This window comes from Enterovibrio coralii (assembly GCF_001559595.1).
In the GTDB taxonomy this organism is placed as follows: Bacteria; Pseudomonadota; Gammaproteobacteria; order Enterobacterales; family Vibrionaceae; genus Enterovibrio; species Enterovibrio coralii.
Map to the genome: position 1 here is coordinate 146,778 of NZ_LNTY01000025.1, position 25,233 is coordinate 172,010.

General features: G+C 47.9%; 17 protein-coding genes and 2 pseudogenes. 8 read left to right on the forward strand and 11 right to left on the reverse strand.

Annotated elements, in window-relative coordinates:
• Positions 1-790 precede the first annotated feature (790 nt).
• The 6 genes and pseudogenes from ATN88_RS07770 to ATN88_RS07795 all read left to right on the forward strand — a co-directional run bounded on the left by ATN88_RS07770 (position 791) and on the right by ATN88_RS07795 (position 8,357).
• Positions 791-1,999, forward strand: a complete 1,209-nt coding sequence (locus ATN88_RS07770; RefSeq protein ID WP_067413761.1) for an AAA family ATPase — start codon at positions 791-793, stop codon at positions 1,997-1,999.
• A 3-nt stretch (positions 2,000-2,002) separates the two neighbouring features.
• A pseudogene (locus tag ATN88_RS07775) lies at positions 2,003-2,970 on the forward strand (ParB/RepB/Spo0J family partition protein).
• Between the two features lie 117 nt (positions 2,971-3,087).
• Positions 3,088-4,995, forward strand: a complete 1,908-nt coding sequence (locus tag ATN88_RS07780; RefSeq protein ID WP_232312942.1) for a GNAT family N-acetyltransferase — start codon at positions 3,088-3,090, stop codon at positions 4,993-4,995.
• Between the two features lie 129 nt (positions 4,996-5,124).
• Positions 5,125-5,871, forward strand: a complete 747-nt coding sequence (locus ATN88_RS07785; protein ID WP_067414097.1) for a phosphatase — start codon at positions 5,125-5,127, stop codon at positions 5,869-5,871.
• Positions 5,872-6,007: 136 nt separating this feature from the next.
• Positions 6,008-6,403: a hypothetical protein gene (locus tag ATN88_RS07790; RefSeq protein WP_067413766.1), complete on the forward strand. Its 396-nt coding sequence runs from the start codon at positions 6,008-6,010 to the stop codon at positions 6,401-6,403.
• A 292-nt stretch (positions 6,404-6,695) separates the two neighbouring features.
• Positions 6,696-8,357: a DUF342 domain-containing protein gene (locus tag ATN88_RS07795; RefSeq protein WP_067413770.1), complete on the forward strand. Its 1,662-nt coding sequence runs from the start codon at positions 6,696-6,698 to the stop codon at positions 8,355-8,357.
• Positions 8,358-8,443: 86 nt separating this feature from the next.
• Here the strand turns inward: ATN88_RS07795 and ATN88_RS07800 are convergent, their stop codons facing one another.
• The 8 genes and pseudogenes from ATN88_RS07800 to ATN88_RS07835 all read right to left on the reverse strand — a co-directional run bounded on the left by ATN88_RS07800 (position 8,444) and on the right by ATN88_RS07835 (position 19,830).
• The gene (locus ATN88_RS07800) at positions 8,444-10,561 is read right to left on the reverse strand and encodes a type I secretion system permease/ATPase (RefSeq protein WP_067413774.1); all 2,118 of its coding nucleotides are present in this window, start codon (positions 10,559-10,561) and stop codon (positions 8,444-8,446) included.
• A complete protein-coding gene (locus ATN88_RS07805) occupies positions 10,554-12,488 on the reverse strand; it encodes a bifunctional diguanylate cyclase/phosphodiesterase (protein ID WP_067414107.1) in 1,935 nt (644 codons plus the stop codon). Before ATN88_RS07805 ends, ATN88_RS07800 begins: the two co-directional genes overlap by 8 nt.
• A 6-nt stretch (positions 12,489-12,494) precedes the next feature.
• Complete coding sequence (locus tag ATN88_RS07810) at positions 12,495-13,163, reverse strand: transglutaminase-like cysteine peptidase (RefSeq protein ID WP_067413778.1); 669 nt, start codon at positions 13,161-13,163, stop codon at positions 12,495-12,497.
• A gap of 16 nt (positions 13,164-13,179) precedes the next feature.
• Positions 13,180-13,773: an OmpA family protein gene (locus ATN88_RS07815; RefSeq protein WP_067413781.1), complete on the reverse strand. Its 594-nt coding sequence runs from the start codon at positions 13,771-13,773 to the stop codon at positions 13,180-13,182.
• Between the two features lie 4 nt (positions 13,774-13,777).
• Positions 13,778-15,096: pseudogene (locus tag ATN88_RS07820) on the reverse strand (TolC family outer membrane protein).
• A gap of 49 nt (positions 15,097-15,145) precedes the next feature.
• Entirely contained in the window at positions 15,146-16,537 is a 1,392-nt protein-coding gene (locus ATN88_RS07825) for an HlyD family type I secretion periplasmic adaptor subunit (protein WP_067414109.1), read from the reverse strand.
• A gap of 181 nt (positions 16,538-16,718) precedes the next feature.
• Entirely contained in the window at positions 16,719-18,026 is a 1,308-nt protein-coding gene (locus ATN88_RS07830) for a sigma-54-dependent transcriptional regulator (RefSeq protein ID WP_067413784.1), read from the reverse strand.
• Positions 18,001-19,830 (reverse strand): sensor histidine kinase, encoded by a 1,830-nt coding sequence (locus ATN88_RS07835; RefSeq protein ID WP_067413787.1) that lies wholly within the window; start codon positions 19,828-19,830, stop codon positions 18,001-18,003. The genes ATN88_RS07830 and ATN88_RS07835 overlap by 26 nt, the downstream gene beginning before the upstream one ends.
• Before the next feature lie 101 nt (positions 19,831-19,931).
• On the opposite strand from ATN88_RS07835, the gene pdxH reads away from it, so the two are divergent.
• Positions 19,932-20,570: a pyridoxamine 5'-phosphate oxidase gene (pdxH, locus tag ATN88_RS07840; RefSeq protein WP_067413791.1), complete on the forward strand. Its 639-nt coding sequence runs from the start codon at positions 19,932-19,934 to the stop codon at positions 20,568-20,570.
• A 39-nt stretch (positions 20,571-20,609) separates the two neighbouring features.
• Here the strand turns inward: pdxH and ATN88_RS07845 are convergent, their stop codons facing one another.
• The 3 genes from ATN88_RS07845 to ATN88_RS27015 form a co-directional block, all read right to left on the reverse strand.
• Entirely contained in the window at positions 20,610-21,320 is a 711-nt protein-coding gene (locus tag ATN88_RS07845; protein ID WP_067413795.1) for a helix-turn-helix transcriptional regulator, read from the reverse strand.
• A 469-nt stretch (positions 21,321-21,789) separates the two neighbouring features.
• Positions 21,790-22,719, reverse strand: a complete 930-nt coding sequence (locus tag ATN88_RS27010) for an SUMF1/EgtB/PvdO family nonheme iron enzyme (RefSeq protein WP_232312946.1) — start codon at positions 22,717-22,719, stop codon at positions 21,790-21,792.
• Positions 22,716-23,627, reverse strand: coding sequence for a chromosome partitioning protein ParA (locus ATN88_RS27015; protein WP_232312948.1), 912 nt, complete (start codon positions 23,625-23,627; stop codon positions 22,716-22,718). The genes ATN88_RS27010 and ATN88_RS27015 overlap by 4 nt, the downstream gene beginning before the upstream one ends.
• Positions 23,628-24,277: 650 nt before the next feature.
• On the opposite strand from ATN88_RS27015, the gene ATN88_RS07855 reads away from it, so the two are divergent.
• Complete coding sequence (locus tag ATN88_RS07855) at positions 24,278-25,051, forward strand: helix-turn-helix domain-containing protein (RefSeq protein ID WP_067413799.1); 774 nt, start codon at positions 24,278-24,280, stop codon at positions 25,049-25,051.
• Positions 25,052-25,233 lie beyond the last annotated feature (182 nt).

Consider the following 25,233-nt stretch of genomic DNA (forward strand, 5'->3'; position numbering starts at 1 on the left):
CGATATTGAAATGACATCAAGCGTATTTTAGTCGGGGCAATGTATGTGTCCGTATATCGAAACGATGATCAAGTATTTCTCCGTGTATTTCAATTCACGCACACCTACGCGTTCGTATCCGTCTTTCAGCTCCCGCTATCGCATTGATTCGATATGAATTCAGTGTTGAAAAGGCATCAACCGTAATTTCGACGGGCATCACCATCGTTCCGGTGGCATTGCGGGGTAACCAAACCGCGAATTCACGTCTTGATCATCGTTTCGAATAAAAAGGATCTTCGATCTGTCATTTTGTCGATGTATTGACCGTGTACCGCGTCTTGATCATCGTTCCTTTATGGTCAATATCTCTTTGGAAAGATGATCAAGGTGTATCGCTATTCTCATCACCAATTTACAGGATGTTTTAAGAACACCTTGATCATGTTTTCGAAAGCATGATCAAGATGCTTCCTTAGCTAAGCAAAAACAAGGAACAATATCTCGATGTTGACGGAAAAGAGTGCGAAAGATTTGAAATGCAACACACCGTAATTTAGACACGTGTTTATAGCGTTCCGGTGAAATTACTACAATTTACAGTTTACAATGTAAAAAGGTGACGCTGTAACAGTTTAAATCTGAGTGATTTTCTTCATCATTTGTCGTGAAAAATAATCGACTATTTTTCATATCTTTGCCTTAAAGTGACCGCCATCTTAATTAATTAGTCGCATGTTCAGCTTTTTATTGTGCATTCCGTAAAGTGCTGTACAATTCGTTTTAATTCTCTTTTATGGCGAAAAGAAAAATGAATAGGGAAAAGACGATAGAAAACCTGCTAACAATAGCAGAGCAAACAAAACAGGTTCAGGCTGATCGTATTGAGATAGTCATGGAAGAGCGTCACGACCAGCTTTTCCCACCTATGTCAAAAGCATTGATGGAGACCCGTTCTGGGTTGACGCGTCGTAAGCTTGATGAAGCCATTTCCCGAATGGAAGAGGCGGGTCATCAGTTCACGAAGAACAATGCGAACCACTACTCCATCACGCTTGATGAAGCGCATCAGATCATGGAAGCGGCAAAGATGCCGGCTTTCCATGAAGGGAAGGGTGCGGGCTACAAGCCTTGGGTGATCAATATCCAGAACCAAAAAGGTGGAACGGGTAAGTCAATGAGTGCAGTGCACCTGGCGGCTTGTATGGCACTGAATCTGGAAAAGCGTTACCGAATTTGTTTGATTGACTTGGATCCACAGGGCTCACTGCGTCTTTTCCTCAACCCACAAATTAGCGTGACGGAGCAAGAGGGTATTTACTCTGCAGTAGACGTCATGCTGGAAAATACCCCGCAGGTACCAGACAAAGACTTCATGATGAAGAATGTTCTGCTACCGACGCAATATCCGAACCTGAAGACCATCGCAGCGTTCCCAGAAGATGCGATGTTTAACGCGGAAGCATGGCAAAATCTTGCGACAAACGGTTCTTTGGATATCGTACAATTGCTTCAAGAGAAGGTGATTGACGTGATTGCGGACGAGTTTGATATCATCATGATTGATACGGGTCCACACATCGATCCATTGGTATGGAACGCGATGTATGCATCAAACGCCCTGTTGATCCCGTGTGCGGCAAAACGTTTGGACTGGGCGTCGACAGTGAACTTCTTCCAGCACTTGCCAACGGTTTACGAAATGTTCCCAGAGAACTGGCCTGGCCTTGAGTTTGTTCGTCTGGTGCCTACCATGTTTGAAGACGACAATAAGAAGCAGGTGTCTGTATTGACAGAGATGAACTATCTGCTGGGTGATCAGGTCATGATGGCAACGATTCCTCGTAGCCGTGCATTTGAGACCTGTGCCGATACCTACAGCACGGTATTCGACCTGACGTCGCAAGATTTTGAAGGCGGTAAAAAGACGCTTTCTACGGCACAAGAAGCCGTTCATCGTGCAGGCTTAGAATTAGAGCGTGTGCTTCACAGCCACTGGTCGCAGCGCAATCAGGAGTGATAAATGGCCATTAAAACATCTGAACTAAATGCGCGCCTGTTTGGCAAAGTCGATAAGCGTCGCGCAACCACCGCGCAAGAAGCACAGAAAGCCGCGTCAGAGAAAGCTGCAGTTATCGAGCTTTCTATTGCTGGCGAAACAACGGCAGAGTTTGAGCTGGTAAAAATTCCAGCGGCTGACGTAAGTAAACGCACGTCGGTTTTCTCAGAAAACGCGCGTGAGCAGTCATTCCTGAACGAGTTAGCTCTGTCAGACATTCTGGTTACGTTGAAAGAACGCGGTCAGCAATATCCTGCTGTTGGCCGTTGGCTTGATGGTGACAAGATTGAAGTGCTTGACGGTAGTCGCCGTCGCATGTCTTGTATTATCGCCGAGCAAGACTTCTTTGTTTATGTTGCGAAAGACATCAACAGCAAGCACGCGAAGTTCCTTTCTGATGTCGCCAATGCGCACAAGCCGTTGTCGCTGTTTGAACGTGGTAAAGAAATGCAAGCCATGCTGGAACGTGGTGATGTGACCGACCAAAAAGAGCTGGCTAAAGTGTGTCAGTGCAGTGAGGCGTTGGTCAGTGGTGCATTGAAAGCTGCGGCCTTGCCGTTGGCACTGTTGCAGGCCTACCCAAGCGTGGGTGAACTTGGCCGCCCAACCATCGTGAAGCTGCATAAACTGTATTTCTCGATGGATGACAGTCAGCAAGCTGCACTGCTTGAGAAATTGAATGATACACCAGTATGGCAATCTGTTGATGCAGTAGCGTTAGCCGTATCACCCGCGAAGTGTCTCTGATCCTCGAAAAATGGTGTGATGAGCTCAAGCCAACTAGCCCTCAGCAGGAAGCGCCTTCGGTCGATCTGGTAAAAGGTCGCGCGAGCTATCGCCGCAAAGGGGATTCGCTGGCTATCAATTTGAAAAAACTTAACGCGGAAGACTCGGACGCTATTCTGGCGTTTATCAAAGCGCGTCTCGGTTAAGTTGCTCCATCGCCAAAGAGAATAAACGTGTCCATCGGACACGTTTTTTTTTGGTTCCAATTTGATTCCGGTATGATGTTGACTTAATGAAACCTTCACTCATTCATAGAAGACATCGTGCATACAGATCCCGTTTCTGCGCTCTTGGCGCTTAAAGAGCAAGCCATTCAATACAAAGTTAGGTTCCCGGTTTTTATTGAAGGGGATGAGGCTTTTTGCCAGCAGATTTTGATTGCCTTGCCTGAATCAACGAAGGTGAGTGACAAGGTTGAAGACGACACAACCCTGCCATGGTCAAAGGCCAAGCAGTTACTTGGTCAGGAGCTTGGCACCTTAGTGCTCGATATTCGCGAAACTACAGATGTTGATAAAATCTGTGCGTTCAGCGGATGTGTGAAAGGTGGTGAGTTATTGCTGCTGCTTGTTGCAAAGTCAGAGCTCCCTTTTTCTCAACGCTTATCGCGCTTTTGGAAACACACCAATGCCGCATGTATTTCTCAATACAGCGGTATATCAATGCCTCAAAGCGCTATCAAAGCACATGATATGGCGCACTTTTGTGAGGGTGTAACGACAGATCAGCACGCCGCGCTTGAAGCAATACACAAGGTGCTTTCTGGACACAGACGTCGACCGCTGTTGCTTGTTGCTGACCGCGGACGGGGAAAGTCTTCTGCATTAGGGCTTGCTGCCGGCAGCATCATCCAATCAAGCAAAAAGCGAATACTGGTATGTTCGCCTTCCATCGCCAATGCCGAGACTGTATTTACCCATGCAGCGACCAAAGACGGCATTGAACGGTTGAGTAAATATCATCTCTCTTCTCCAGTGGGCGGCGAGATTCGTTTTGTTGCACCCGATGCCTTGCTTCGAGATGCACCAGACTGCGATTTGCTGTTGGTCGACGAAGCGGCAGCCATTCCTATGCCGATGTTAGAGCGGATGATTGAGCAATACAGCCGCGTCGTTTTCTCCTCGACAGAACACGGTTATGAAGGCACCGGGCGCGCATTCAGTGCACGCTTCCGACATTTGTTATCTGACAAAGCAAACGGCTGGAAAGAATGCCGTTTGGAGATGCCTGTCCGTTGGGCGACCAATGACCCTCTGGAAGCTTGGCTTTTTGACACCTTTTTGTTTGATGCTGAACCAGTCTTACCACCTGAAGAGGGGGCGTTGTCATACCAACAGATTTCTTCAGACCAATTGTTGCAAGATGAAGCCTTGCTGCGCCAATTGTTTGCTTTGTTGGTGACGGCGCACTATCAAACATCACCCAATGATTTGGTACAGCTTCTCAATGCAAAAGAGCAGCTAATTATTGGAGCGTTCAAAGGCGAGGTGTTGGTTGGGGCGACGCTTGGGCTTAAAGAGGGCGGATTTGATACTTCGTTGGCCACTGATGTGGTGTTGGGGAAGCGACGTTTAAAAGGCCATTTGTTGGCACAAAGCTTGGCGTCCCATTCTGGCGTTATCGACGCATTAGTTGCACCGCTTTTACGCATCGTCAGAATTGCGGTGCATCCTGAACTTCGTCGTCAGGGTGTTGGTCGCGAGATGATTTCGGCGATAGAGGTCTTGGCGAAGAACTGCAACATCAATGTTATCGGCACCAGCTTTGGGTGTACATTGCCCTTGTTGGATTTCTGGTTATCACAAGCTTATTTACCCGCGCGATTAGGTGTGCAGCGAGATGCCGCGAGTGGCAGTTATTCTCTACAAATGGTGAAGCCGCTTACTCGCTCTGCTAAGTGGATAAATGATCTTTCTGCATTATTTTCTGTGAATTTTCTGCACCAGTTATCTGAACAGTTTGCAGATATGGATACAATGCTTCTCAATAAGCTGGTTTCTGTTTCTTGCCAAACCCCAAATCCCAATACTTTAGTGGTTCTCAAGTCGCGCTTTTTGCCGATGGTGCGTTGGGTTATGACTTGGTCGTGGGAAGTCTTTGGCAATGGTTTGTTAATTGGCTTGAAAGAAATCAGAGTCACAATGACACAGACAATAAAGGCTGCGCACTAGTGTCTGCAAAACTCCTGCAGCGAAAAGAGTGGGCCGCTGTTGCCAAACTATATGATTACAACGGTCGTAAGGATACAGAGCAGGCCATGCGACGATGGGTGGCGCAAGCTAATCAGGATTAAGGATATGATGGAAATTATTGCCGATACGCACACGCATACCATTTCAAGTGGACACGCTTACAGCACGGTAATTGAAAACGCAAAAGCTGCGAAGGCAGCAGGTCTGCAATATTTGTGTGTCACGGATCATGCGTCGACAATGCCAGGGTCTCCGCATCATTGGCATTTCGTAAACCAGCGAGTGATCCCTGATACGTTGGAAGGCGTTCGCATTGTCCGGGGTGTGGAAGCCAATATCATGGATGAAGCAGGCAACCTTGATATGCCTCCCTACGTTTACCTTCATTTGGAGTGGGTTAACGCCAGTTTGCACGAACCAGTGTTTAGGCCGTCATCCGTCGCGGCGCATACTGACGCGATTGTAAACACCATCAAGAGAGGGATTGCTGACGCCATTGGCCACCCAGGCAACCCTTCATTCCCAATTGATATTGAAAAAGTGGTTAAAGCGGCTGCTGAACATGGTATCGCGTTAGAACTTAATAATTCGTCATTTAATGGTTCTCGCTCTGGTAGCGAGCCTATTTGCACTGAGATTGCAGCGATGGCGAAGCACTACGGTGCGTGGGTTACGACGGGCTCTGATGCGCACTTTGCAGCGGATATCGGACGATTTGATAGCGTGCAGGCTTTGATCAAGAAGGTGGGTCTATCCGCCGATCAAATCGTGACGAGCAGTGAGGCTCAGTTCCTAGAATTCACTCAACGTCGACGGGAACAACGACACGCAGCGTTGAAATCTCTGCTGGATTAGGTGTTGAATTTACACTGTAAACAGCGTGTGGTTTCAATGTCTTCATCCAAGTTTCAATACAGTAACTGTAATGAAACACTCATATACTTGTAGCGTTGCTGCTTTGACAGCTGTAAAGCGGACCAAAGGAGGCAGTATGGCTAGGAATATTGATAGTTCCGATAACGACGTTTTAGAACATAAAAATCAACCCACTGAAAGTAAGCGTTTTCAGGAAAGGCTGATCGTTGGACAGCCAGGACTTCACGCGCGCATCCACCAGCCATCTGTGGCTGAACATGTCGAAATGGATAGCGAAGACTTTGGCTTTCGAGTGAGCATAAAAGATGTGAGTCGTAGTGGCTTGGGGCTGACGACGACTTACGATCTGGAATTGGACACAAGCTGCACGATTCAGATTGTGGGGATGGCGCCGATCAAAGGGTCTCTTATCTACCAAAATATCATTAAAGATGGCGAGTTTCGCTATGGATTTAGTCTGGATGAGTGGCTCTCAGAAGAGGTTCATCAGGATTTATCACTGTATCGTTGATTATTTTCATCTCGTCCAACCTAACTCGATGATTTAAAAAGAATAGAAACGAACGACACAAACAATATGGCGAACGATTCCCAATTATCCTTCCAAGAAGGCGGCAGATTGAGAAAAACTCTCTATAATTCATTTATATGACACTTGCGCCATAATTAAGTCATTAATCAATAATTAAATGAGATCTAATTCTAACTTGAGCCTAGTGGTGTTTTAGTCTGAGTGTGTCATCTAGGTAGAATGCGAGTGTGATGTTCGTTCGTAATTTTAATGTTCTATTTTAGGGGATTACATGCTGCAACAGCTTTTGCGGCTTTCTAACGATGGCCGCAGGGTATACATGTCGGTAGTACCAAAGGCAGACGAAAACGCGCCCCGCATTGAGAAAAAACATATCGTTGAGTGGCTGACGAAGCACAGCGTCGCCAATTTTTTCCGATTTGAAGAGACCATCGAATCGGTTCTGATCAAAATCAACGCGTCGAATGACGACTGGAAAGGGGAGCCTGATGACGTCGTGGTAGCTGAGCGCCGCGATGCATCTGTGACTGCGCGTCTTGATGACCAAAAGATGACGGCATTTTTGCGTGTTGATGGCGCATGTGGTGGCAACCCGATCAAAGGCAATGACCTTCTTACCGCCCTAAAGAAAGGGCAAATTGTCCGTGGTGTAAAAAAACAAACGCTGCAGAAACTGCTCACTGCATCAGCCCGCCTAAAGCCGGGTGAATATCTCGAAGTTCCCATTGCGGCTGGAAAATGGCCGGTTGCAGGCGATGACTCTAAAATTGCCTATCTCGTCCAAGACAGTAAAGCGCGTGTCCTTCGCCCTCAGGAACGAGAAGATGGCACGGTCGATATGCGTGACCTTGGCAAAATGATCACGGTTCAAGAAGGACAACCCCTCGCCAAGCGTATTCCTCCCACCAAAGGCATAGAAGGCTTTAAGGTGACTGGCGAAATCATTTCGACGGCACCAGGCAAAGACCTTCCTTTACGTCTGTTCCCTGGCAGTGCTTTCAGTGCCAACGATGAAAACGTGATTATTGCGCAGGTCTCTGGGATGCCAATTCTTCATCCTGATGGTGTTGAAGTAGATAACGCCTTGTGTATGAAGGCGGTGACCGTCGCTACAGGACACGTCAATTTTGAAGGCAGCGTGGTCATCAATGGTGACGTTGCCGCGGGTATGCGTGTGCAAGCAACAGGTTCTATCACCGTAGGTGGTGTTGTGGAATCCGCAGTTCTGGAAGCTGGCGGCGATATTGTTATTCACAACGGTATCCTCGGCCGGCAGGTGCAGTCTGATCAGGAAATAAACACCCAGCTTAGGGCGAAAGGCTCTGTTGTTGCGAAGTTTGCCCAGTACGCAAAGATTGTCGCAGACGGAGACATCACGATTAGCCAGCATGCTATGCACTGCTTTACCCAAACTAACAACAATTTGATTATCTGCGATCAGGCTAAACGAAACGGTACTCTGACGGGCGGTAAGCACATTGCGCGCTGCGGCATTCAGGTGGTCAACTTGGGGGCGGCATCAGGCGTACACACGCGCATAGCTGCATTTACAGGGCTAAGTGACATCATTGAGAAAACCTTGGGGATTACCCAAGAGCTTGAACACGAGCACGAGCAGTTGATGAAGGTGAAAGACGCTGAAATGAAACTGCTTCAGCAACCTGCCAATAAACGTCCTGACCAGCTGATTGAGCGCTTGGCGTGGACTAAAACTCACCATTTCGAGCGTATCGCTGCGCTTAAAGCGAAGATGGACAGCAGCTCCTCTGAATTAAGTACCTTGTACCGGACCCATTCTATCGAAGTGTTTAAAACCTGTTTTGGTGGCGTACATTGCCAAATCGGGGATACGCAGCTTGTCGTGAACAATGAATACGGTGCTTGTCGCTTTGTGACTGACGGTAAAGAAATACAAATCGAGAAGCTTCAGTAGTGCACTGTTTTACAGTGTAAATGACGGTAAAAAAGCAGGCCATCAAGCCTGCTTTTTCTTTTGGTATCTATCCTGCTGTTTTCGCGTTAGCCGACCTTCTGCACCTTACCTTCTTTAAGGGCTTGTAGAACGACATGCTTAGGCCCATCGGCAACAATGCTGCCTTGCTCGACAACGATAATTCGGTCAACCACATCTAACATGCCCGTTTTGTGGGTGTTGATAATGAGTGTCTCGTCGCGGCGAAGGGTCGACAGCTGTTGTTTGATGTATTGCTCTGAGCGGTTATCCATGGCACTAGTTGGCTCATCCATCAACAAAACAGGTGGACGTCCTAACATTGCACGCGCAATGGCGATCGCTTGACGTTGGCCGCCTGAAAGCTGGTTGCCGCCTTCACCAACCTGACGCTCTAGACCTGCTGGGTCGCGTTGCGTAAACGTGGTGACGCCAGAGCGATTGGCTGCATCCAAAATATCCCTATCATCCGCCAAAGGGCGACCGAGAGTAATGTTGTCGCGAATCGAGCCAAAGAAGAGAGTGGGATCCTGCGGTACGCAGCCTATATTGCGTCGTATATCGATGCCATGGATTTGACTGATGTCGGTCTCATCTATGCGTACAGAACCCGCTGTAGGGCGATATAGACCCATTAGCAGACGACTCATGGTTGTCTTACCTGACCCGATTCGGCCAATGATCGCGACTTTTTCGCCCGGCAAAATGGTGAAGGACACATCACGAAGCGACGCCACTTCACTATTCGGGTAATTGAAATTCACACGGTCGAATTCGATTTTTCCGCGAATGATAGGGCGGTGAATATAGCGTTGCCCTTCTTCTTGCTCAGACGGCATGTTCATCAATTGGTCGATGATTTCCATTGCTGACTTCGCTTGGTTATAGCGTGTAGACAACAACGAAAGCTGTACCATAGGGCCAACCGCGCGAGAGCTCAGCATGCTTGCGGCAATCAAGCCACCCATGGTGAGGTCACCGTTTGCGATAAGGTAGACACCAAATACAATCATGGCGACAGAAACAAACTGTTGGATGAAGCCGGCGGCATTTTGTACCGAGTCTGTCAGACGGCGGGTTTTAATGCCCCAGTTTGCCATGTGCGCAACCGCTTCTTCCCAGCGATATTGAAACTGGCTCTCAGCACCAAAGAGTTTGATGGTTTCTAAACCGGCCAAGCTTTCAATCAAATTGGCGTTCTTTTGAGAGGAAAGGCGTGAGCCTTCTTCAATTGTGGTTCTTAGCGGCTTTTGGATCAGCATGGCGTGGATCATCAAAAACGCCACGGCGGCGATTGGCACGATGACCAAGGGACCCGCCACAATCCAAATGATGAACAAGAAGAAGAACGCGAACGGCAAATCAATCAAGGCGGACACGGATGCCGAGGTGAAGAAATCTCGTATCGATTCGAACTCCTGCATGTGCCGCGCAAACGCACCCACCGATGGCGGCTTGGCTTCCATTCGTATTCCCATCACTTTTTGGAAAATACGCGCGGAGATCAGAAGGTCTGATTTTTTACCGGAAATGTCGATGAAGTAACTTCGAAGTAGCTTCAACACCAAATCAAAAATGAAGATAACAAACACACCGCTTGCCAACACCCAAAGGGAATCGAACGCCAGATTGGGCACGATTTTGTCGTAAACGATGCGGGAGAAAAGGGGCGTTGCGATGGCAAACGCATTGATAAAAATCGACGCAATCAGTACGTCACGATAGATGGAGCGTGATTCCCAGAGTGTGCTCCAAAACCAGTGGCCAGTTCGCTCTTTGAGAATCTCTGGTGAACGTTCGTCGTAGCGAAACTGTTTCTTTAACAGAAACAGCTTACCTTTGTAGTCAAGATCAAGGTCAGACAGTGTAACGATATCAGACGTCGTCGCATCTTGTGGCCTGACAATCTCGGCCTCACCACGTTCGTGGTTGATATCAAGCAGGACACACGCTTGGCTGTCTTTCAGTTGAAGAATACAAGGGCAAAGAAGCAAGGAGATTTCCGAAAGCTCCATCTTGGCTTCTTTGGCATCGATACTCGCGCGCTCTGCAGCGCGCGGGAACAAGAATGGCGATAGATAGCCATCTGAAATAGGCAAGCCGGATACAAGGGCATCAGGGGAATTCGCCTGGCCAAAGTACCGGCTAACATAGACCAAAGACTGCAGTAGCGGATCTTTAACCATGATTCTCCAATTTCTTCTCGAAGATAAAGCCTTGGAAGCCGTTTACGAACAGCTCGGACAGTTTGTTTAACTGCGCTTCCGTTTCAACCCGAGTAGCAATGGTTGTGATGTTCAGGTTATGCGCCGTCCGGCATATTGAGGCTAGCACATGGCTTTGCGCTTCGTCGTCAAGATTGCTGGTATAGGCAAAATCTATCTTCACGTATGACGGTTTGAATTTGTTGAGATAATCGAGGGACTGGAAGTTACGTCCATAGTTATCGACACCAAATCCGAAGTTAAACCTGTGCGCTTGCTCAGTCAGTAAGCTGACATGATCCGGATAGCGAACAAATACGCTCTCTGGGATTTCGAAGAACAATCTGCCTGCTAGGTCACGATGTTTTTGCATCACGCTAGTCAGCCAACGGATGAAAGATGCATTCGTGACACTGTTCTGGGTCAAGTTGATAGCAAGTGGCCCCAACTTAGGGTCATCTGACAAACGCTCGATCATATGTGCAACGACATAGCGGTCAAACGACTCACCCAGTTCCAACTGTTCCACAGCACCTAGGAAATGGCCAGCACCATAGTAGTCCTCGCCACGCTCAATGGCGGTAAACACCTCTTGATGGAGTACGCTTTGGTCACTGTTAGATGCTGGTTGATATTTAAACTTGAACCAGTCGTGCGCAATGGCGTCGAGGATAAGAGTTTTCCATTGCTGTTTGCCCATCGACGAGTCGTTCGCCGTTTGGTCAATCATAGAAATAGGATGGTTTGGATTATTCCTCGCTTGGGTCAACGCATTATCGACCTGCGCCAACAACTGGCTGGCGTCTCGGTTTTCTGAGCTGTTCACCGCCAAGCCAATAGCGACTTTTGGCGGGCTGATACCCATTGGGTCGTGCTGCATGTCCGTTACAATTGACAACAGGCTCTCGCCCATCACTTGTAAGTCCTCAGCACTGCAATTCGGTGCCAGAATAACGAACTCGTCTTTTGAAATGCGCGATGCGGTAAAGTCAGCGTCGCTGATAGTGGTATTGAGTTTTTTGGAGAATTGACTCACCAGCGAATCGCCTTGCTCAAAACCTTGGTTTTGGTAGGTGTCAGTGATCAAATCCACTTTTGCCATCACAAGGCCACCAATCGCAGATTCTGCCAACCAAGATTTGAGCTGACCGACGAAGAAGCTTCGATTACCCAATCCAGATACGGTATCGCGATAAGCATGCTCGCGAAGTCTGTCAGCCTCTTTCGCTTGCTGCTCAAAGTAAGCTTCAAGCTGATTGCTCATTTGGTTGATCGCCTTAACAACGGTTTTAAGCTCCGTTGTTGGCGGAAGAGGGATAGGCTCGCTATTAAACTTGTTCCGTGCGATATCCTGCGCCCGATCGGTAATGGTTTTCAACGGACGGAGTGAGCGGCTAAGTTGTATCGCAATCACGAGCATGGCGATGATAAAGAGCACGCCAATCCAAATACCCAATTGAATGGTTGCGCGCCACATTTCCCGATAGGCGTAACCTGGGTGAGAAACGACTTTTACCTCAGCAAGTTGTAGCCAACCGCTGGTGAATGTTCGTTCTTCTGTGATAACCGGGAAGAGGTCGAGTGCAATGTACCAATTTGGAACACCTTCAACAGTGACGGGATATTGTCGGACGATTTCACTGCCGTCAGACAACATTTTCAGGCGCACTTCTTGATAGAATCCGCCATCAAATAGGGCATTGATAACAGATTCCGTCGCGACTTTATCGTCATCTTCTAGGTAGGGTGCAAGCGCAAGCCCCATTGAGTTGATGGTGTTGTTCACTTCAGCAGTTTGCTGCGTGAGCAGGAAGTTTCGTGTGGTGCTAAGTTCTATCCCGGTGACCGCAAGGATCAGCAGGAAGAAGATTGCCAACATCCATGTAAATAGTTGTCGGTATAAAGTCATAGACATTTACCCATCATAGTTTTTGATCGGTCTGTTGAGTTTTACTGACCCCATCCTTTGTCGGAGATCGTTCCACAATCCCAACCGCGAAGATTTGCCCGCCAGTTCACCTTTACCGCGTTCTTTCATTAACCAAAGTCGGCTACCGTTGAAACTGTATACAGGTAGCAGATCTCGTCTTTTCGATGCTTTCAAGATCCTCGGATCGATATTGTCCAAAAGCACAGGTTCAGAGGAAGCTGTTGGGTAGTACGCAACGACCATGTGAAACTGATTAAGTTTTATTGCTTTAACGTAAACCAGTCTCAGCTTTTTATCGTCAATCCCTAACTCTCTGAGTGTGAAGTATTTAGCGATACTAAAGTCTTCACAGTCACCAGCCGCACTGCCCAAAAACTCAAGCGGTGTGGCCCAGTAGTCTTTTTTACCCCATAGATCGATATCATCAACGAAGTACAGTTGATTAAAAAAATCATTTACTGCTTCGAGCTTTTCTTGTTCGGAAAGGTTCGCAGAGTTGGCGACCACATCACGCCAAGCTGCGACTCGCTTTCCTGCTCGTTCGCCGTAAAACCCTGCCACTTTGCTGACCCAGCGCTGGTCTGTGTCGCTCGTTGCAAAAGTACTGATCGTTGGCAAAAGGAACAATAAAAACAGGGCGACCCGTTTTCGCATCAGTCTTCCTTAGTGGTTATTGTTCCCGTCGGGTAAAAATCGTCCATGCTTCTTCGATATCTCCTTTAAATCCTTTTACGCGGCCAACAACACGTCGATTGACGAGCTGGGATGTCTCTGTGGTGTCGGCCAAAACCAAATCGTCTTCACCCAGTCCAATAATGGCAAGACGGTTGGTTTCAATTCCTCTATCAACTAGCTGTGCTTTTACTGCGTTGGCACGTTGGACAGACAGTTCACTGTTGTACGAATTTGTGCCCAATGAACTTGTATGTCCTTGAAGTTCAAGAGAGGTTTCAGGATAAAGGTGAAGGAATTCAGCCATTTTGTCCAGTTCTTCACGGTAGGCAGGCTCTACAATTGCCGAGTCGTTTGCAAACTGAATCCTGAGTGAACTGTCGTTTTCAAACAAAACATAGGTAGGACACCCATCGTTATCTATCACGACAGTTTCAGGCGTGCCATCACACAAGTCTCTCGCATTGATAACGCCATCAGAGTCAGCGTCGAGTAAGTCAGAGTGCTGTTCCGCGAGCGGAGGCTCATGCGCGGAAATGGTACATCCAGAGGCGACGACGAGCAGCCCTGACAAGAGAAATACGTGTTTCATACTACTAACCTTCGTTATTAACTACAGGCTCGAGCCACTCCTGAGGCACATCAATACGTAAGGCATCGAGAAGCATGCCAGTGCTGTTTAGCACGCGGTATTTCGCATTGATGTTGGCGTAGTGAGCATCGAGATACGAGCGACGTGCTCGAACAGTTCATTCTCGGTATTCAGCAAATCAAGGAGGGTTCGACGACCGATCTTGAATTGCTTTTCATAGGCAATGACGGTTTCAGAGGCGGCATCTACATGGTCCGCGAGGTATTTTTTCTGCTCCTCTGTCAATTCATATGCACTCCACGCCAAACGGGTACTCTCGCGAAGTAAGCGGGAGGCATTGTCGAAGATGTCTTTTGATTTGTTGAGCTGATACGCACTGCGCTTGGTATTGGCCTGATCGCTTCCGCCGTTGTAGAGGTTCCATCTCACGCGCAGCATGGCACTGAACTCATCAACACTCTCCTCCACACCGTTTGCATCATCCGTCCAGCTTTGGCTCGCCTCAATGGTGAAGGTAGGGTAGAAGTTACCTTTGTTTTGACGGTATTGCGCACGCGCTGCGTCGATGTCATGGGTTGCGAGTTTGATGACAGGGTTGAGTTCATACGCGACATCTATCGCTTCTTTGAGCGAGGCAGGCAAGAACAGCGCATCCACTTCTGGATCCACTGGCGCATTGATTTCTACGCCAGCTAATCGGAAAAACTCGGTTTCCGCATCAATCACATTGCTGCGAGCAGCCAGCATATTGGTGATAGCACGAGCAACACGCGCTTCTACCTGAGACAAATCAGCCGTAGACCCAATACCTGACTCAGCACGTCGCTCTATGTCAGACTTAATCTTTTCATGCACAGCCACATTATCTTCAGATAACGCGAGCAATTGCTGAGAGAGCAAGACAGCAACGTAGGCCTCTGCAACGGTCAGCGACTTATCTTGCGCATCAGAAAGCAGTTGGAAGCGCTGTGCTTCGGCTTCGTATTCCGTCCTTTCGATATTGTTAACCGTGGTGCCGTCCCAAATCAGTTGGGTAAGGCTGAGGCTGGCATCCTTGGCGTTGAAGCTTTTGTCGCCGCTGGCTTTGGTGGTGCTGTTGTTAATGTATTCGTAGCCGTAACCCGCACTAAAATCGAGGTCAGGGTAATAGTCGCCTTGCGCGGCATCGATGTCTTGTCGGCTGCTCATAAAGTCATTGAACGCGCTTTTCAGCTCCGGATCTGTCGCGATAGTAACGGCGACAGCTTCTTCCAATGACATTGACCATGCAGGACTGCAGGCCATACCCAAGGCTGTGGCGAGAAAAAGCTTTTTCATTTTCAACATGCGACCTCCCTCAAGTGGGCAATAAGGCGACCCACAAATAATATTGTTATTCCCGCAGTGCGGATTTTTGCGCTTGTAATATCGGTTTTAGTAGGTAATCCAACACGCTTCGTTTGCCGGTAATAATGTCAGCAGAAGCGGTCATACCGGGAATGATGGGTAATTCTTCACCATCCCCAAGGTTGTTAGAAGCGGTGCGAATTTTCACCAAATAGAAGCTGTTCCCTTCCTCGTCCTGAATGGTGTCTGCACTGATGGTTTCTAAAATGCCGTCTAAACCGCCGTAAACGGTAAAGTCATAGGCACTGAATTTAACGATAGCGGCAAGGCCTGGACGTAAGAAGGCTATGTCTTGCGGTGCAATTTTGGCTTCGATAAGAAGGTTGTCTTCGCTCGGAACGATTTCTACCAAATCCATGCCCGGCTGGATAACACCGCCTACTGTGTTGACGTGCAATTTCTTGATGGTGCCGTCTACAGGGCTTACCACTACGGTACGCTCTACACGGTCTTGAAGCGTAACGCGGGTTTCAGTCATGGCGAGTAACTTGTCTTCCACGTCGTTTAATCGTTCTTGTTGCTCGGCGCGGAATTTCAGCGCGACATCTATGTGCTTGAACACCACTTCGCGCAAAGCGGAGTTGATCGAAGGGAGAGAAAGCTCTGCCGAGGACAGTTCGCGCTTGGTGTCGTTCACTTGTCGTTGCAATTTAAGCAAGTCAATTTGAGGGACGACGCCTTCATCGGCTAATGGTTTGGTAATGCTGAACTCTTCACGTGCAAAGTTGTAGCTTTGTCTGAGGTTTTGCACTCGCGCCTGCACTTCGACAAGTTCTTGTTCTTTTTGACGTATTTGTTGTGCAGTAACCGAGAGTTGGTTATCGAGGTTGTTGAGTTTTTCTCGGTATTCCGCTCGCTGACGGGAGACAGTGGCACGATGTTCATTCACGAATTCTTCTTCAAACACTAAGTCACTTCGACGGATCACCACGGCATCTTGCCAGTCGGCTTCAGGGCTCACGACAACTGAATCAACCAGTGCATGCAGTTTGACGGCGTCACCTTGTAAGCTTGTCAGTTCCTGAAGCCTCTCACGAAAGTCAGAACGGAACATGGTGTCATCGATAAGCAATAACTGCTGACCCTTCTCGACAATATCACCTTCGCGTATCAGTAATTCTTTCACCAATCCGCCTTCAAGGTTTTGTACCACTTGAAGTTGCGAGGAAGGGATCACCTTTCCCTGACCGACGGTCACTTTGTCGAGCTCAGCAAATGCCGCCCACACTGCGCTTGCCGTGATAAACGCAGCAATCACCCACAACAAAACCCGCGCACTTTTTGGTGTTGAAAGCAAAAGTGCTGCGGTTTTATCGTCGATGTAATCTAAATGTTCGCTGGCAGGAAGCCTGTCTGCTGACTTATCGCCTTTTCTCATTAATGGGCCAACCATAAAAGCAATGAAACTCGCTTACTTAAGCGTAGTTTAAGTCTGTGATTCTCACTAATTTCAGACAGTGTATAGACATTGGTTTGTCTCAACTTTCTCTAGCGTGAGAAAGTTGAGAAACTTGTATTAGTCAATTAATACGCGGGTTGGCGGGGCGTAAAGGAGGAATTTAGCCTTTAAAACTTTCTTTATCGAGATGGTGTTTTTTTAGCTTTTCATAGAGTGTTTTTCTCGCAAGTCCCAGTTCTTGCTGTACTTCTTTAAGACGACCGTTGTGGCGGTTCAGTGCATCAAACAAGATCGAACGCTCAACTTTTTGCAACCTTTCTGCAAGGGATGTGTGATCGTTTTCTTCTGTGGTGACTGAGTCTGCCAATGCTTGCTCTTCACCCATCAACACCCAACGTTCAGCAAAGTTACGAAGCTCGGTGACATTGCCCGGCCAAGTGTATTGCCCGAGCTTTTCTTTGTGCTGATTGCCAAGGTGTGGTGGTGCGATGCCAAAGCGGGATGCCGTCGTTCGCAAAAAGTTCTGACAAATAAGGTAGATATCATCAACCCTTTCTCTGAGTGGCGGAAAGTGTAGGGTGATGCTGGATAAGGTTTCGTAGAGGTTTTGATCGAAGGTTTGTAGCCTGACGCATTGCTGTAAATCGACGCGTGTTGAGACGATGACTCTGGGAAAGGAATGACCATCGCGCAGTTTCTTTGCAAGTTTTCGTTGAACCGTCATCGGCAAGGCTTCTATCCCGTCGATAAACAAGGTGCCGCCTCCTGCCGCTTTAAACTTGCCTTGTTTACCGCTGCTCGAAACGGCGGCCTCGCTGCTCGAACCGAAAAGCTCATGTTCAACACTGGTGTCAGGCACGAGTCGGCATTTTAGGCTGACAAAGGGTTCATCCTGCTTGTCACTTTGGTCGTGCATCCACCTTGCGGCTAGCTCCTTACCTGTGCCGCGCTCACCGTGCATGAGTAAGCAACTGTCTTTGTCTTTGAGGTAGGACAGCGTGCGCCTGAGTTGTTTGATTTCTTCGCAATTCCCCAAAATTCGCGGGCCGGGGGCACTTTGCTGCTCCAACTCTCGGCGAAGTTCGCGGTTTTCGATAACAAGGTTTCGCTTATCCAAGCCTCGCCGAATCACGTCTAACAGATGATCGGTCGAAAACGGTTTTTCCAAAAAGTCGTACGCGCCGCCACGCATGGCGGAAACGGCCGTCGAGATATCGCCATGGCCAGTCAGCATGACAATCGACAGCTCCTTATCGATGGAAAGGGCATGGTGAAGAAACGCAATGCCGTCCATCTGGGGCATGTTGATATCAGAGATGATGACACCTTCAAAGGTGTTATCTAGTTGCGCCAATGCATCACGGGCTGTAGAGAAGGCTCTTGGAATAAAGCCTTCGATGTCGAGCGTTTGACTCAAAGAGTCTCGGATTGACCGCTCGTCATCAATGATCCAAATCTCTTTCGTCATGGTCTGAAGTCCCTTCAATAAAACGTGGAATGGTGACGACAAAGTCAGCACCACCCGTGGCATGATCCTGCGCTTGCAGGTCGCCATCAAAGCTTTCAATAATTCGACGACTGATGGTTAATCCCAATCCGAGTCCATCTGTCTTTGTTGTAAAGAATGGCGAGAAGATACGCTTTTTGGTGTCGTTATCCATGCCGGGGCCGTTGTCCCAAACGTGAATGGCGATACGATCTTTCATCACTTCGGCGTGAATGCCTATTCTTGGATCGTCAATGTGAGAAAGTGCCTGCGCGGCATTGCTCATCAAATTCAGGATCACTTGCTCAAGCTGAACCGGATCCGCTTTTACGATCAGATCTTCCGTTGGCAGTGCACACTGAATGTGGATCCCTTTCTTAATGAAACTGGCTTCTGACAGCGCGAGCGACGCTGAAATCACAGCACCAACATCAGCGCGGTTTCGCGTGCTTTCATCCTGTTTTCTCGCAAACACTTTAAACCGAGCAATGATGTCCGCAATCAATCCAATCAATTCGTTTATCGTGGTTAGATTGTTTTCAACATCCTGATACCGCGCTTTTTCCATCAGTTTTAGGCTGTTTTCGGTGTACGTTCTCATGGCAGCAAGGGGCTGATTTATCTCGTGATTAATGCTGGCCGACATTTCTCCCAACATGGCGAGTTTTGCCGCTTGAATCAGCTCAGACTCCGTTTGTCTTAGTGCCGCTTGCGCCTTCTCATATTGCTCGATGCTGGCTCGTAGGGCAGTGTTGGTTTCCTCCAACGAGGCTGTCCGAGTAGCGACTTTGATCTCCAGTTGGTCATTGAGCTTTGCTAGTTGCCTGCGTGTGCGCACGTTTTGAAGCCAGGCCGCAATCACCAGTACTAAAAGCGCATAGAAGAGGACGAAAATGCCGCTTGCCTGAATGACGACCGGGAAAGAGGCGGAAACGGGCGTAAAGCCAAAAATTTGCCAACCTTCTGTCCCCAAGGGGGTGGTCGACACCAACATCATTTCCCGCTCTTGCGCGCTGTTTGAAATAGATAACTTGTTCTTCTCTGACAATACGTCAGCGTTACGGTATGTGGTGAGGCTACGAAGCTTGGTATCACCATAGCGTCGAGAATCGCGAATCGCTTTCTTTTGGGGTTCAGTAAGCAGGGTGAGTGACTGATACAGCCAATCATCACGCGAGCTATAAAAAATGACGCCAAGGGGATCTGCAATCAAATAGTCGAACTGCTGTTGATTCCAGATACGGTCGATTATCGACAAATCCACTTTAAGGGTGAGTACACCCGTCACCGTCTCGCCGTCGATGACAGGGTAGGAGAAGTAGTATCCACGCTTATCAGACACCACGCCCAGCGCATAGTATTGGCCTTTTTGGCCTTGTATGGCTTGCTGGAAATACGGGCGGTAGTGATAGCTATGGCCGACAAAGCTTCGCTCTGAGTGAACATTGCTCGACGCGACCGTCATTCCGTTGCGGTTCATCAAATAGAGGACATCACTGTTGAGGCGCGCGTTCCAATCGCTCAACAACGCATTGGTTTCATCAAAGAGTCGCTCGCTTTCTGGTGCCCGCAATAGCCGTTTTAGTCTGGGGTCAGCGGATAAGACAACGGGAATTTCACTGTAACGCGCCAGCTCTGCGGCGAGCTTTTCTTGCAGTTGATAAACATCCGTTTCGATTTTTTGTACGTAGCGTTTTTCAATGGAGAAATAGGTAAATGAAGCGACAAAGGCGGTGAGAACGAGCCCGACAAGGGCAACCGTAAAGATAATGAGGCGCTTCTGCATAATATCCTTCGTTGGCTAAGGCTGAGTCCAGATGGGCTTTTCACTTGAGAAAACCGTCAGTGCGCAGCAAAATGGAGAAAAATCGTTACTCGGAGCTCCAGATGGATTTGTTTGATATTCGAAGAGAATATAACCAAGGCGGATTAAGACGCAAAGACCTGCCTGAAAACCCTGTTGAATTCTTTGAGCATTGGCTCAAACAGGCCATCGACGCCGGGTTGCCTGACCCGACAGCCATGACCGTGGCAACCGTTGATGAGGATGGTCAGCCGTTCCAGCGTATTGTTTTGCTTAAGCACGTCGATAACGATGGCTTTGTGTTCTACACCAACCTCGGCAGCCGCAAAGCCAAGCAGTTGGCGCACAATGCAAAAATTAGCCTTCATTTCCCTTGGCATACATTAGAGCGTCAAGTACACATTACAGGTACGGCCGAAAAACTTGGCAAACTGGAAGTGATGAAGTACTTCCTCTCTCGTCCCAAAGAAAGCCAACTTGCAGCGTGGGCAAGCCACCAAAGTGAGCGTCTGTCTGCGCGCTCTGCGTTGGAGGGCAAGTACATGGAGTTGAAAAAGCAGTTCGAAAAAGGCGAAGTGCCAGTTCCAACTTTCTGGGGCGGTTTTCGTGTGAAGATCTCTTCAATGGAATTTTGGCAAGGTGGCGAACACCGACTGCATGACCGCTTCATTTACCAAGATGAAGACCACGGCAAATGGGAAATCGAGCGCTTGGCTCCTTGATATCCGCACAAAAGAAAAAAGCAGCGTAAGCTGCTTTTTTTATTCCTCGATAATAAGGCTAAATTGCTGCTTTAAAAGTGATTTTGGAATTCTAGAGCCAATGCCGAGTTCCAATGCCTTATCCACGAGTTCTGTTTTACTCTCCGCACCCAATTTAATACGAAGGTTGGCGAAGTGGTTTTCGATGGTCTTTACCGACACACCAAGCATTTGTGCAATAAACTGGGGTTTTTTACCGTAGAGGTGAAGGAAGAGTACCTCTGACTCACGTTTTGACAGCAGGCCTTTTGCTGCAACGTCTCGCGAGCGGTCTTTTGCTTTGACGTTGGTCCCTGCCAATTTGCAGATCCAAGCACCGATATCCAATAACGCACTCTCGTCTATCGATTCCCAATTAAAGATAACGCCTAAGACATTACCCGCCTCATCATACCAAGGCACTTTCGTGACGATGTGCGCCTGCCAACTGCCATCGGCATAAGGGTGAACGTTAAGGATGCGAATTTGACGTTTGGTTTTGATCACCCGCTCGTCTTGATAGTTGAAGTTCTCAGCGTATCTAGCGAGCTCGGGAGAAAGTTCACAAATGGTTTTTCCTATCAAGGCATCTTGAGAGTCAATACCAATGAGATCGGCGTAATTCTTATTTACATAGACAAATTTGGAGTCTTTATCTTTACAGCCCCAACAACCGGGGAGCTGCTCAAACAGCGAAATTTGTGTCGAGGGTATAGGGGTTGCGATGTCCATAGGGAAGGCTGAATAACTCGGTTAAGTGACAGTGTATTGTAAAAGTGGGGCGTGTTACATGGCTTGTATCACAAATTGGATGTCGTCGAATAAAAAAACCGGCTCGTAGGGAGCCGGTAAAAACAAGAGTTTACTCCGAAGAGTGAAATCCTGTACGACGTGTAGAAGAGGCCATCTATCGTAACGCTCGAGGGTATTCACGAGACGATAAGATGGATCACCGAGGTAAATTTCAGTGATGAAACAGATGGATACTGCAATATCCGCTGTTCGATGTTTAATATACTCAGTCGCCAGAAATTCGGGCAGGGGGGAAATGTACTATTTCGTAGTTTATTAATAGGCAATGCCTTTCCTGTCGGGGTTAATGCCCCTAAAGGCCTTGAATTTACTGGTCATAAGCATTGAGTCATAAACAAAAAAAGCCCACTTTCGTGGGCTTTTTTCGGGACGAGGTTATTAAGAAACGCTAAATTTGGCGTACAACGCGGAAACCGAGGTAGTTAGCACTGAGGTCAGATTTCAGCTCAAGGCGCTCTGATACGCGAGCACTGCTCGGTGAGAAGCTCCATGCGCCGCCTCTTGCTACAGGAGCTTGGCTTTCCGCCCACTCCCAAACATTCCCTGCGGTGTCATAAATACCAAATGGGTTTGCAGGGAAGCTGCCAACAGGGGAGGTACTTTTGTTCGACCACTCTGAGCCGCTCCACCCTGTGTTTGCATTACCCACACCAATGTCGTTGCCCCACCAGTAATCGGATTCGCGACCTGCTCGTGCTGCAACTTCCCACTGCACTTCTGAAGGCAAGGTATAGTTAAAGCCCGTTTGGGTGCTCAGCCATTTAGAGTATGCCATGGCATCTTCGTGTGTGATGCAAACGACTGGTGAGTTGTCGGTTTGAGAAAAACCCGGTTTACGCCAGTGATGGTTCAGAAGCTGTTTAGGCTCACCATTTTCCAGCGTTGTACAACCTTGGCCTTCTTCAGCACCCGTCACATAACCGGTTGCTTTGACAAACTCGCCAAACTGCTTCACCGTGACAGGCGTTGCTGCAATAGAGAATGGCTGATCGACCACCACTGATTGCTTGGCGTCAAACCCGACACGATATTGCCCTGCGCCGACAACAACCATTTGAGGTGCTTGTCGATTATTAGTGAGTTTGTCAGCGAATTGCTTTCCCGGCTGAGGCTGGTTCTCCTGCTCTTTGAGGTTTGCCCAAATCACCGAGTCTTTGTTCATGTACATCTGGCGGCTGTACGATTCAAACCCTGGCTTATCAACTGATAGCTGGTGTTGACCTGCTGGCAGCATGATTTCCACTGGTGTAGAACCGTAGGTGACGCCGTTGATGGTCACGTTGTCTTCATAACGGTTAGAGCGGATCTTCACATTCACCCAACGCTTAGCCTGCTGCTTAGGAGCGGCTTTCGCGTGGTAAAAGGCTTTTCCACGCAGTACCGCTCCGCGAAGTCGAGCAGCTTACAGGCCGCATCCTCATCCGGTTGGCTGCGCATCTCTGCTTGCATACGGGTGATGTAACGGTTTGAGCCGCTAAAGCCACTGTCTACAACATTGTTGTTCATCACATGAATATTGAAAGACACGCGGTTTGCGTTGAGTTTCGCTGTGGTGGATTCAGTGACGTTTTCAAGAACTTGAGATTGGAAAGTGTTTACCGCTTTTTGCATGGTCAAGGTTTTACCTTGATTTGCACAAGCTGCAAGCGTCAAAGATTCACTACAAGTAATGGTATGAACGACTTCAATGGTGTCTGCAAAGGTCAGCTCTTGGCGAAGACGTTTAACGCGCGCTTCTTTTTTCGCTTCTTGCAGATTTTCCATTGCGCTCATCAGCAATTGTTTCTGGCGGTTCTCGCCTTCAACAATACGCTGTTGCTCAGACACGGCTTGATCATTGGTCAGTGTGTCACTTTGGTTTTGTTTAACCGCGTTCCACGCAACCTGATAGTCGTCTCTGTATTGTGTTAAGTCAGTATCTGGATTTTCAATTAAACGGCGGAATTGCTCGTCCAGTCGTTCTTGAGCCAGCGTACGTTTCTTTTCGAGTTCGATAGCACTTTTTGCCAGTGTTTCGCGCTCGGCTAACAAGGCATCCAGCTTATCTCTCTGTGTTTGCAGGTTTTGTGCGTGTGAGCTAATTTCACTTCTTTTATCCGCTAGCTTCTGTTCCAACGCAACAACGGGATCGTCAGTCGCGACTGTGGCTTCATTGGCAAGCGATTGACTGCTAAGAAGTATTGGCGTTAACGCAAGAACCAGAGCGGTGATGCGATTACTTTTCATAAGTCCCTTGCTTATTTTCAGAATTTCTTAAGAAAACCTTTGTCCCAAATTGCTACATTAACATGGTTATGTTAATTCGCTTCGTCATGATACTAATTATTTGACGCTTATCGTTATTATTCAAATTCTTTATTTTGACTGGCGACTCAATAATTAATGCAAGCATTCGCGCTCACGGGTAAATGATAATTTGTAAAATAAAAAATAACGTTTTAATTGACGCTTTATTTTAATTTAACGTCATTTATTTGGCGTAATTCGTACGCTGTTTGTTTGCGATATCCCACGTTTAGATGAAACACCAAGGATCACTTTTCACCGGAACGATGATCATGAAAAGATCGTTGATGAAATATCACGAAAGCATGATCAAGCGATGTAATTCATGTTTTTGCACTGATTAAAATGCCTTTAAATCCTTTTATTACAAACGGATAGTGTGGTTTTTGTATGTTGTGCATTCAATTTGTAAGAGCTGAAAGCATGGGAACACAGCGTAAGAATGGAGAGATCCTCCTCAGTTTTTCAATCAAAATGACGTTCGCCGTAGTTTGTACACCACTTGATCATGTTTCCGGGATGATTTTGCTTCTCGATTCTCCCCTAGCCATGGCAAAATAGCCCCGTCTTTTCTTTCTAACGTTTTTGTCATGGCATCAGAACTCAAGCACTCTCAGGTTATTGCTTTGCCCAGTGATACGTCGCTTCATGCGCACGATTACCGGCAGGTTGTGATCGGTTTGCAAGGGCAAACAGAGTTCGAGCTATCGGGCCGCGGCAACCTTGTGGGTCCCGGGCAGGGCTGCTTGGTGTCTGAGTCCGAACTGCACGCATTTTCCGGTATCGGGCAAAATGAGATTTTGGTGATCAATTTGCCAGAGTCGGTGCTGCATGGCGAAATCACCATGAAACAGAAAGTCGAAACCTTGTTTCGACGCGATGCGTACTTCCAACTCGACAATCAAGCGCAGACGCTTGTTCGCGCCTTATCCGCCGAGATGGTCGCGAACCCTGAAGATCAACTACTTGGCCGAGCGTGTGCCGATACCTTACTTTGCGTGATGGAAAGGCATTTACGCGATCAACTACCGACTATCCGTCAACATCACCGTCTAAATATGGACGTGCTTGATCTTTACATCCGACAGCACATCAACCGCAAAATCAGTGTTGCTCAGATGGCGGGATCCGTCTTCTTGGCTGAGAGTCAATTTCATCACCTGTTCAAGTCTCAAATGGGCATGACACCGCACCAATATGTCTTGCGTAAGCGTTTTGAGCTGGCACAAGAGCTTCTGTGCAACAGTGACATGAGCCTTTCTCAAATTTCTGATAGCTGTGGCTTTGCTTCTCAAAGCGGTTTTACCTCAGCGTTCTCCCGATTTTTTGGTGTTTCGCCAGCGCGATACCGCCAGCAACACTGATCTGCATCATTAAACCCTAAAAAAATTGTTACTAATCGCAACAGGCGAGGGTTCTCTGTTTGTTAATCAACGGAGTTTTTTGCAATAATGCCGCAGAATTTTGAAAGACTCCCAGCCGTGTCCTACCTAGAATCGGTCGTTATTCTAACATATATGTAACATATGCCACTGCCTCGTGGTTG

Bases quoted from the DNA above. Each gene is read 5' to 3' on its own strand.
- ATN88_RS07770 (WP_067413761.1), top strand. From the start codon at position 791: ATGAATAGGGAAAAGACGATAGAAAACCTGCTAACAATAGCAGAGCAA.
- ATN88_RS07785 (WP_067414097.1), top strand. From the start codon at position 5,125: ATGGAAATTATTGCCGATACGCACACGCATACCATTTCAAGTGGACAC.
- ATN88_RS07790 (WP_067413766.1), top strand. From the start codon at position 6,008: ATGGCTAGGAATATTGATAGTTCCGATAACGACGTTTTAGAACATAAA.
- ATN88_RS07795 (WP_067413770.1), top strand. From the start codon at position 6,696: ATGCTGCAACAGCTTTTGCGGCTTTCTAACGATGGCCGCAGGGTATAC.
- ATN88_RS07800 (WP_067413774.1), bottom strand. From the start codon at position 10,561: ATGGTTAAAGATCCGCTACTGCAGTCTTTGGTCTATGTTAGCCGGTAC.
- ATN88_RS07805 (WP_067414107.1), bottom strand. From the start codon at position 12,488: ATGACTTTATACCGACAACTATTTACATGGATGTTGGCAATCTTCTTC.
- ATN88_RS07810 (WP_067413778.1), bottom strand. From the start codon at position 13,163: ATGCGAAAACGGGTCGCCCTGTTTTTATTGTTCCTTTTGCCAACGATC.
- ATN88_RS07815 (WP_067413781.1), bottom strand. From the start codon at position 13,773: ATGAAACACGTATTTCTCTTGTCAGGGCTGCTCGTCGTCGCCTCTGGA.
- ATN88_RS07825 (WP_067414109.1), bottom strand. From the start codon at position 16,537: ATGAGAAAAGGCGATAAGTCAGCAGACAGGCTTCCTGCCAGCGAACAT.
- ATN88_RS07830 (WP_067413784.1), bottom strand. From the start codon at position 18,026: ATGACGAAAGAGATTTGGATCATTGATGACGAGCGGTCAATCCGAGAC.
- ATN88_RS07835 (WP_067413787.1), bottom strand. From the start codon at position 19,830: ATGCAGAAGCGCCTCATTATCTTTACGGTTGCCCTTGTCGGGCTCGTT.
- pdxH (WP_067413791.1), top strand. From the start codon at position 19,932: ATGGATTTGTTTGATATTCGAAGAGAATATAACCAAGGCGGATTAAGA.
- ATN88_RS07845 (WP_067413795.1), bottom strand. From the start codon at position 21,320: ATGGACATCGCAACCCCTATACCCTCGACACAAATTTCGCTGTTTGAG.
- ATN88_RS27015 (WP_232312948.1), bottom strand. From the start codon at position 23,627: ATGAAAAGTAATCGCATCACCGCTCTGGTTCTTGCGTTAACGCCAATA.
- ATN88_RS07855 (WP_067413799.1), top strand. From the start codon at position 24,278: ATGGCATCAGAACTCAAGCACTCTCAGGTTATTGCTTTGCCCAGTGAT.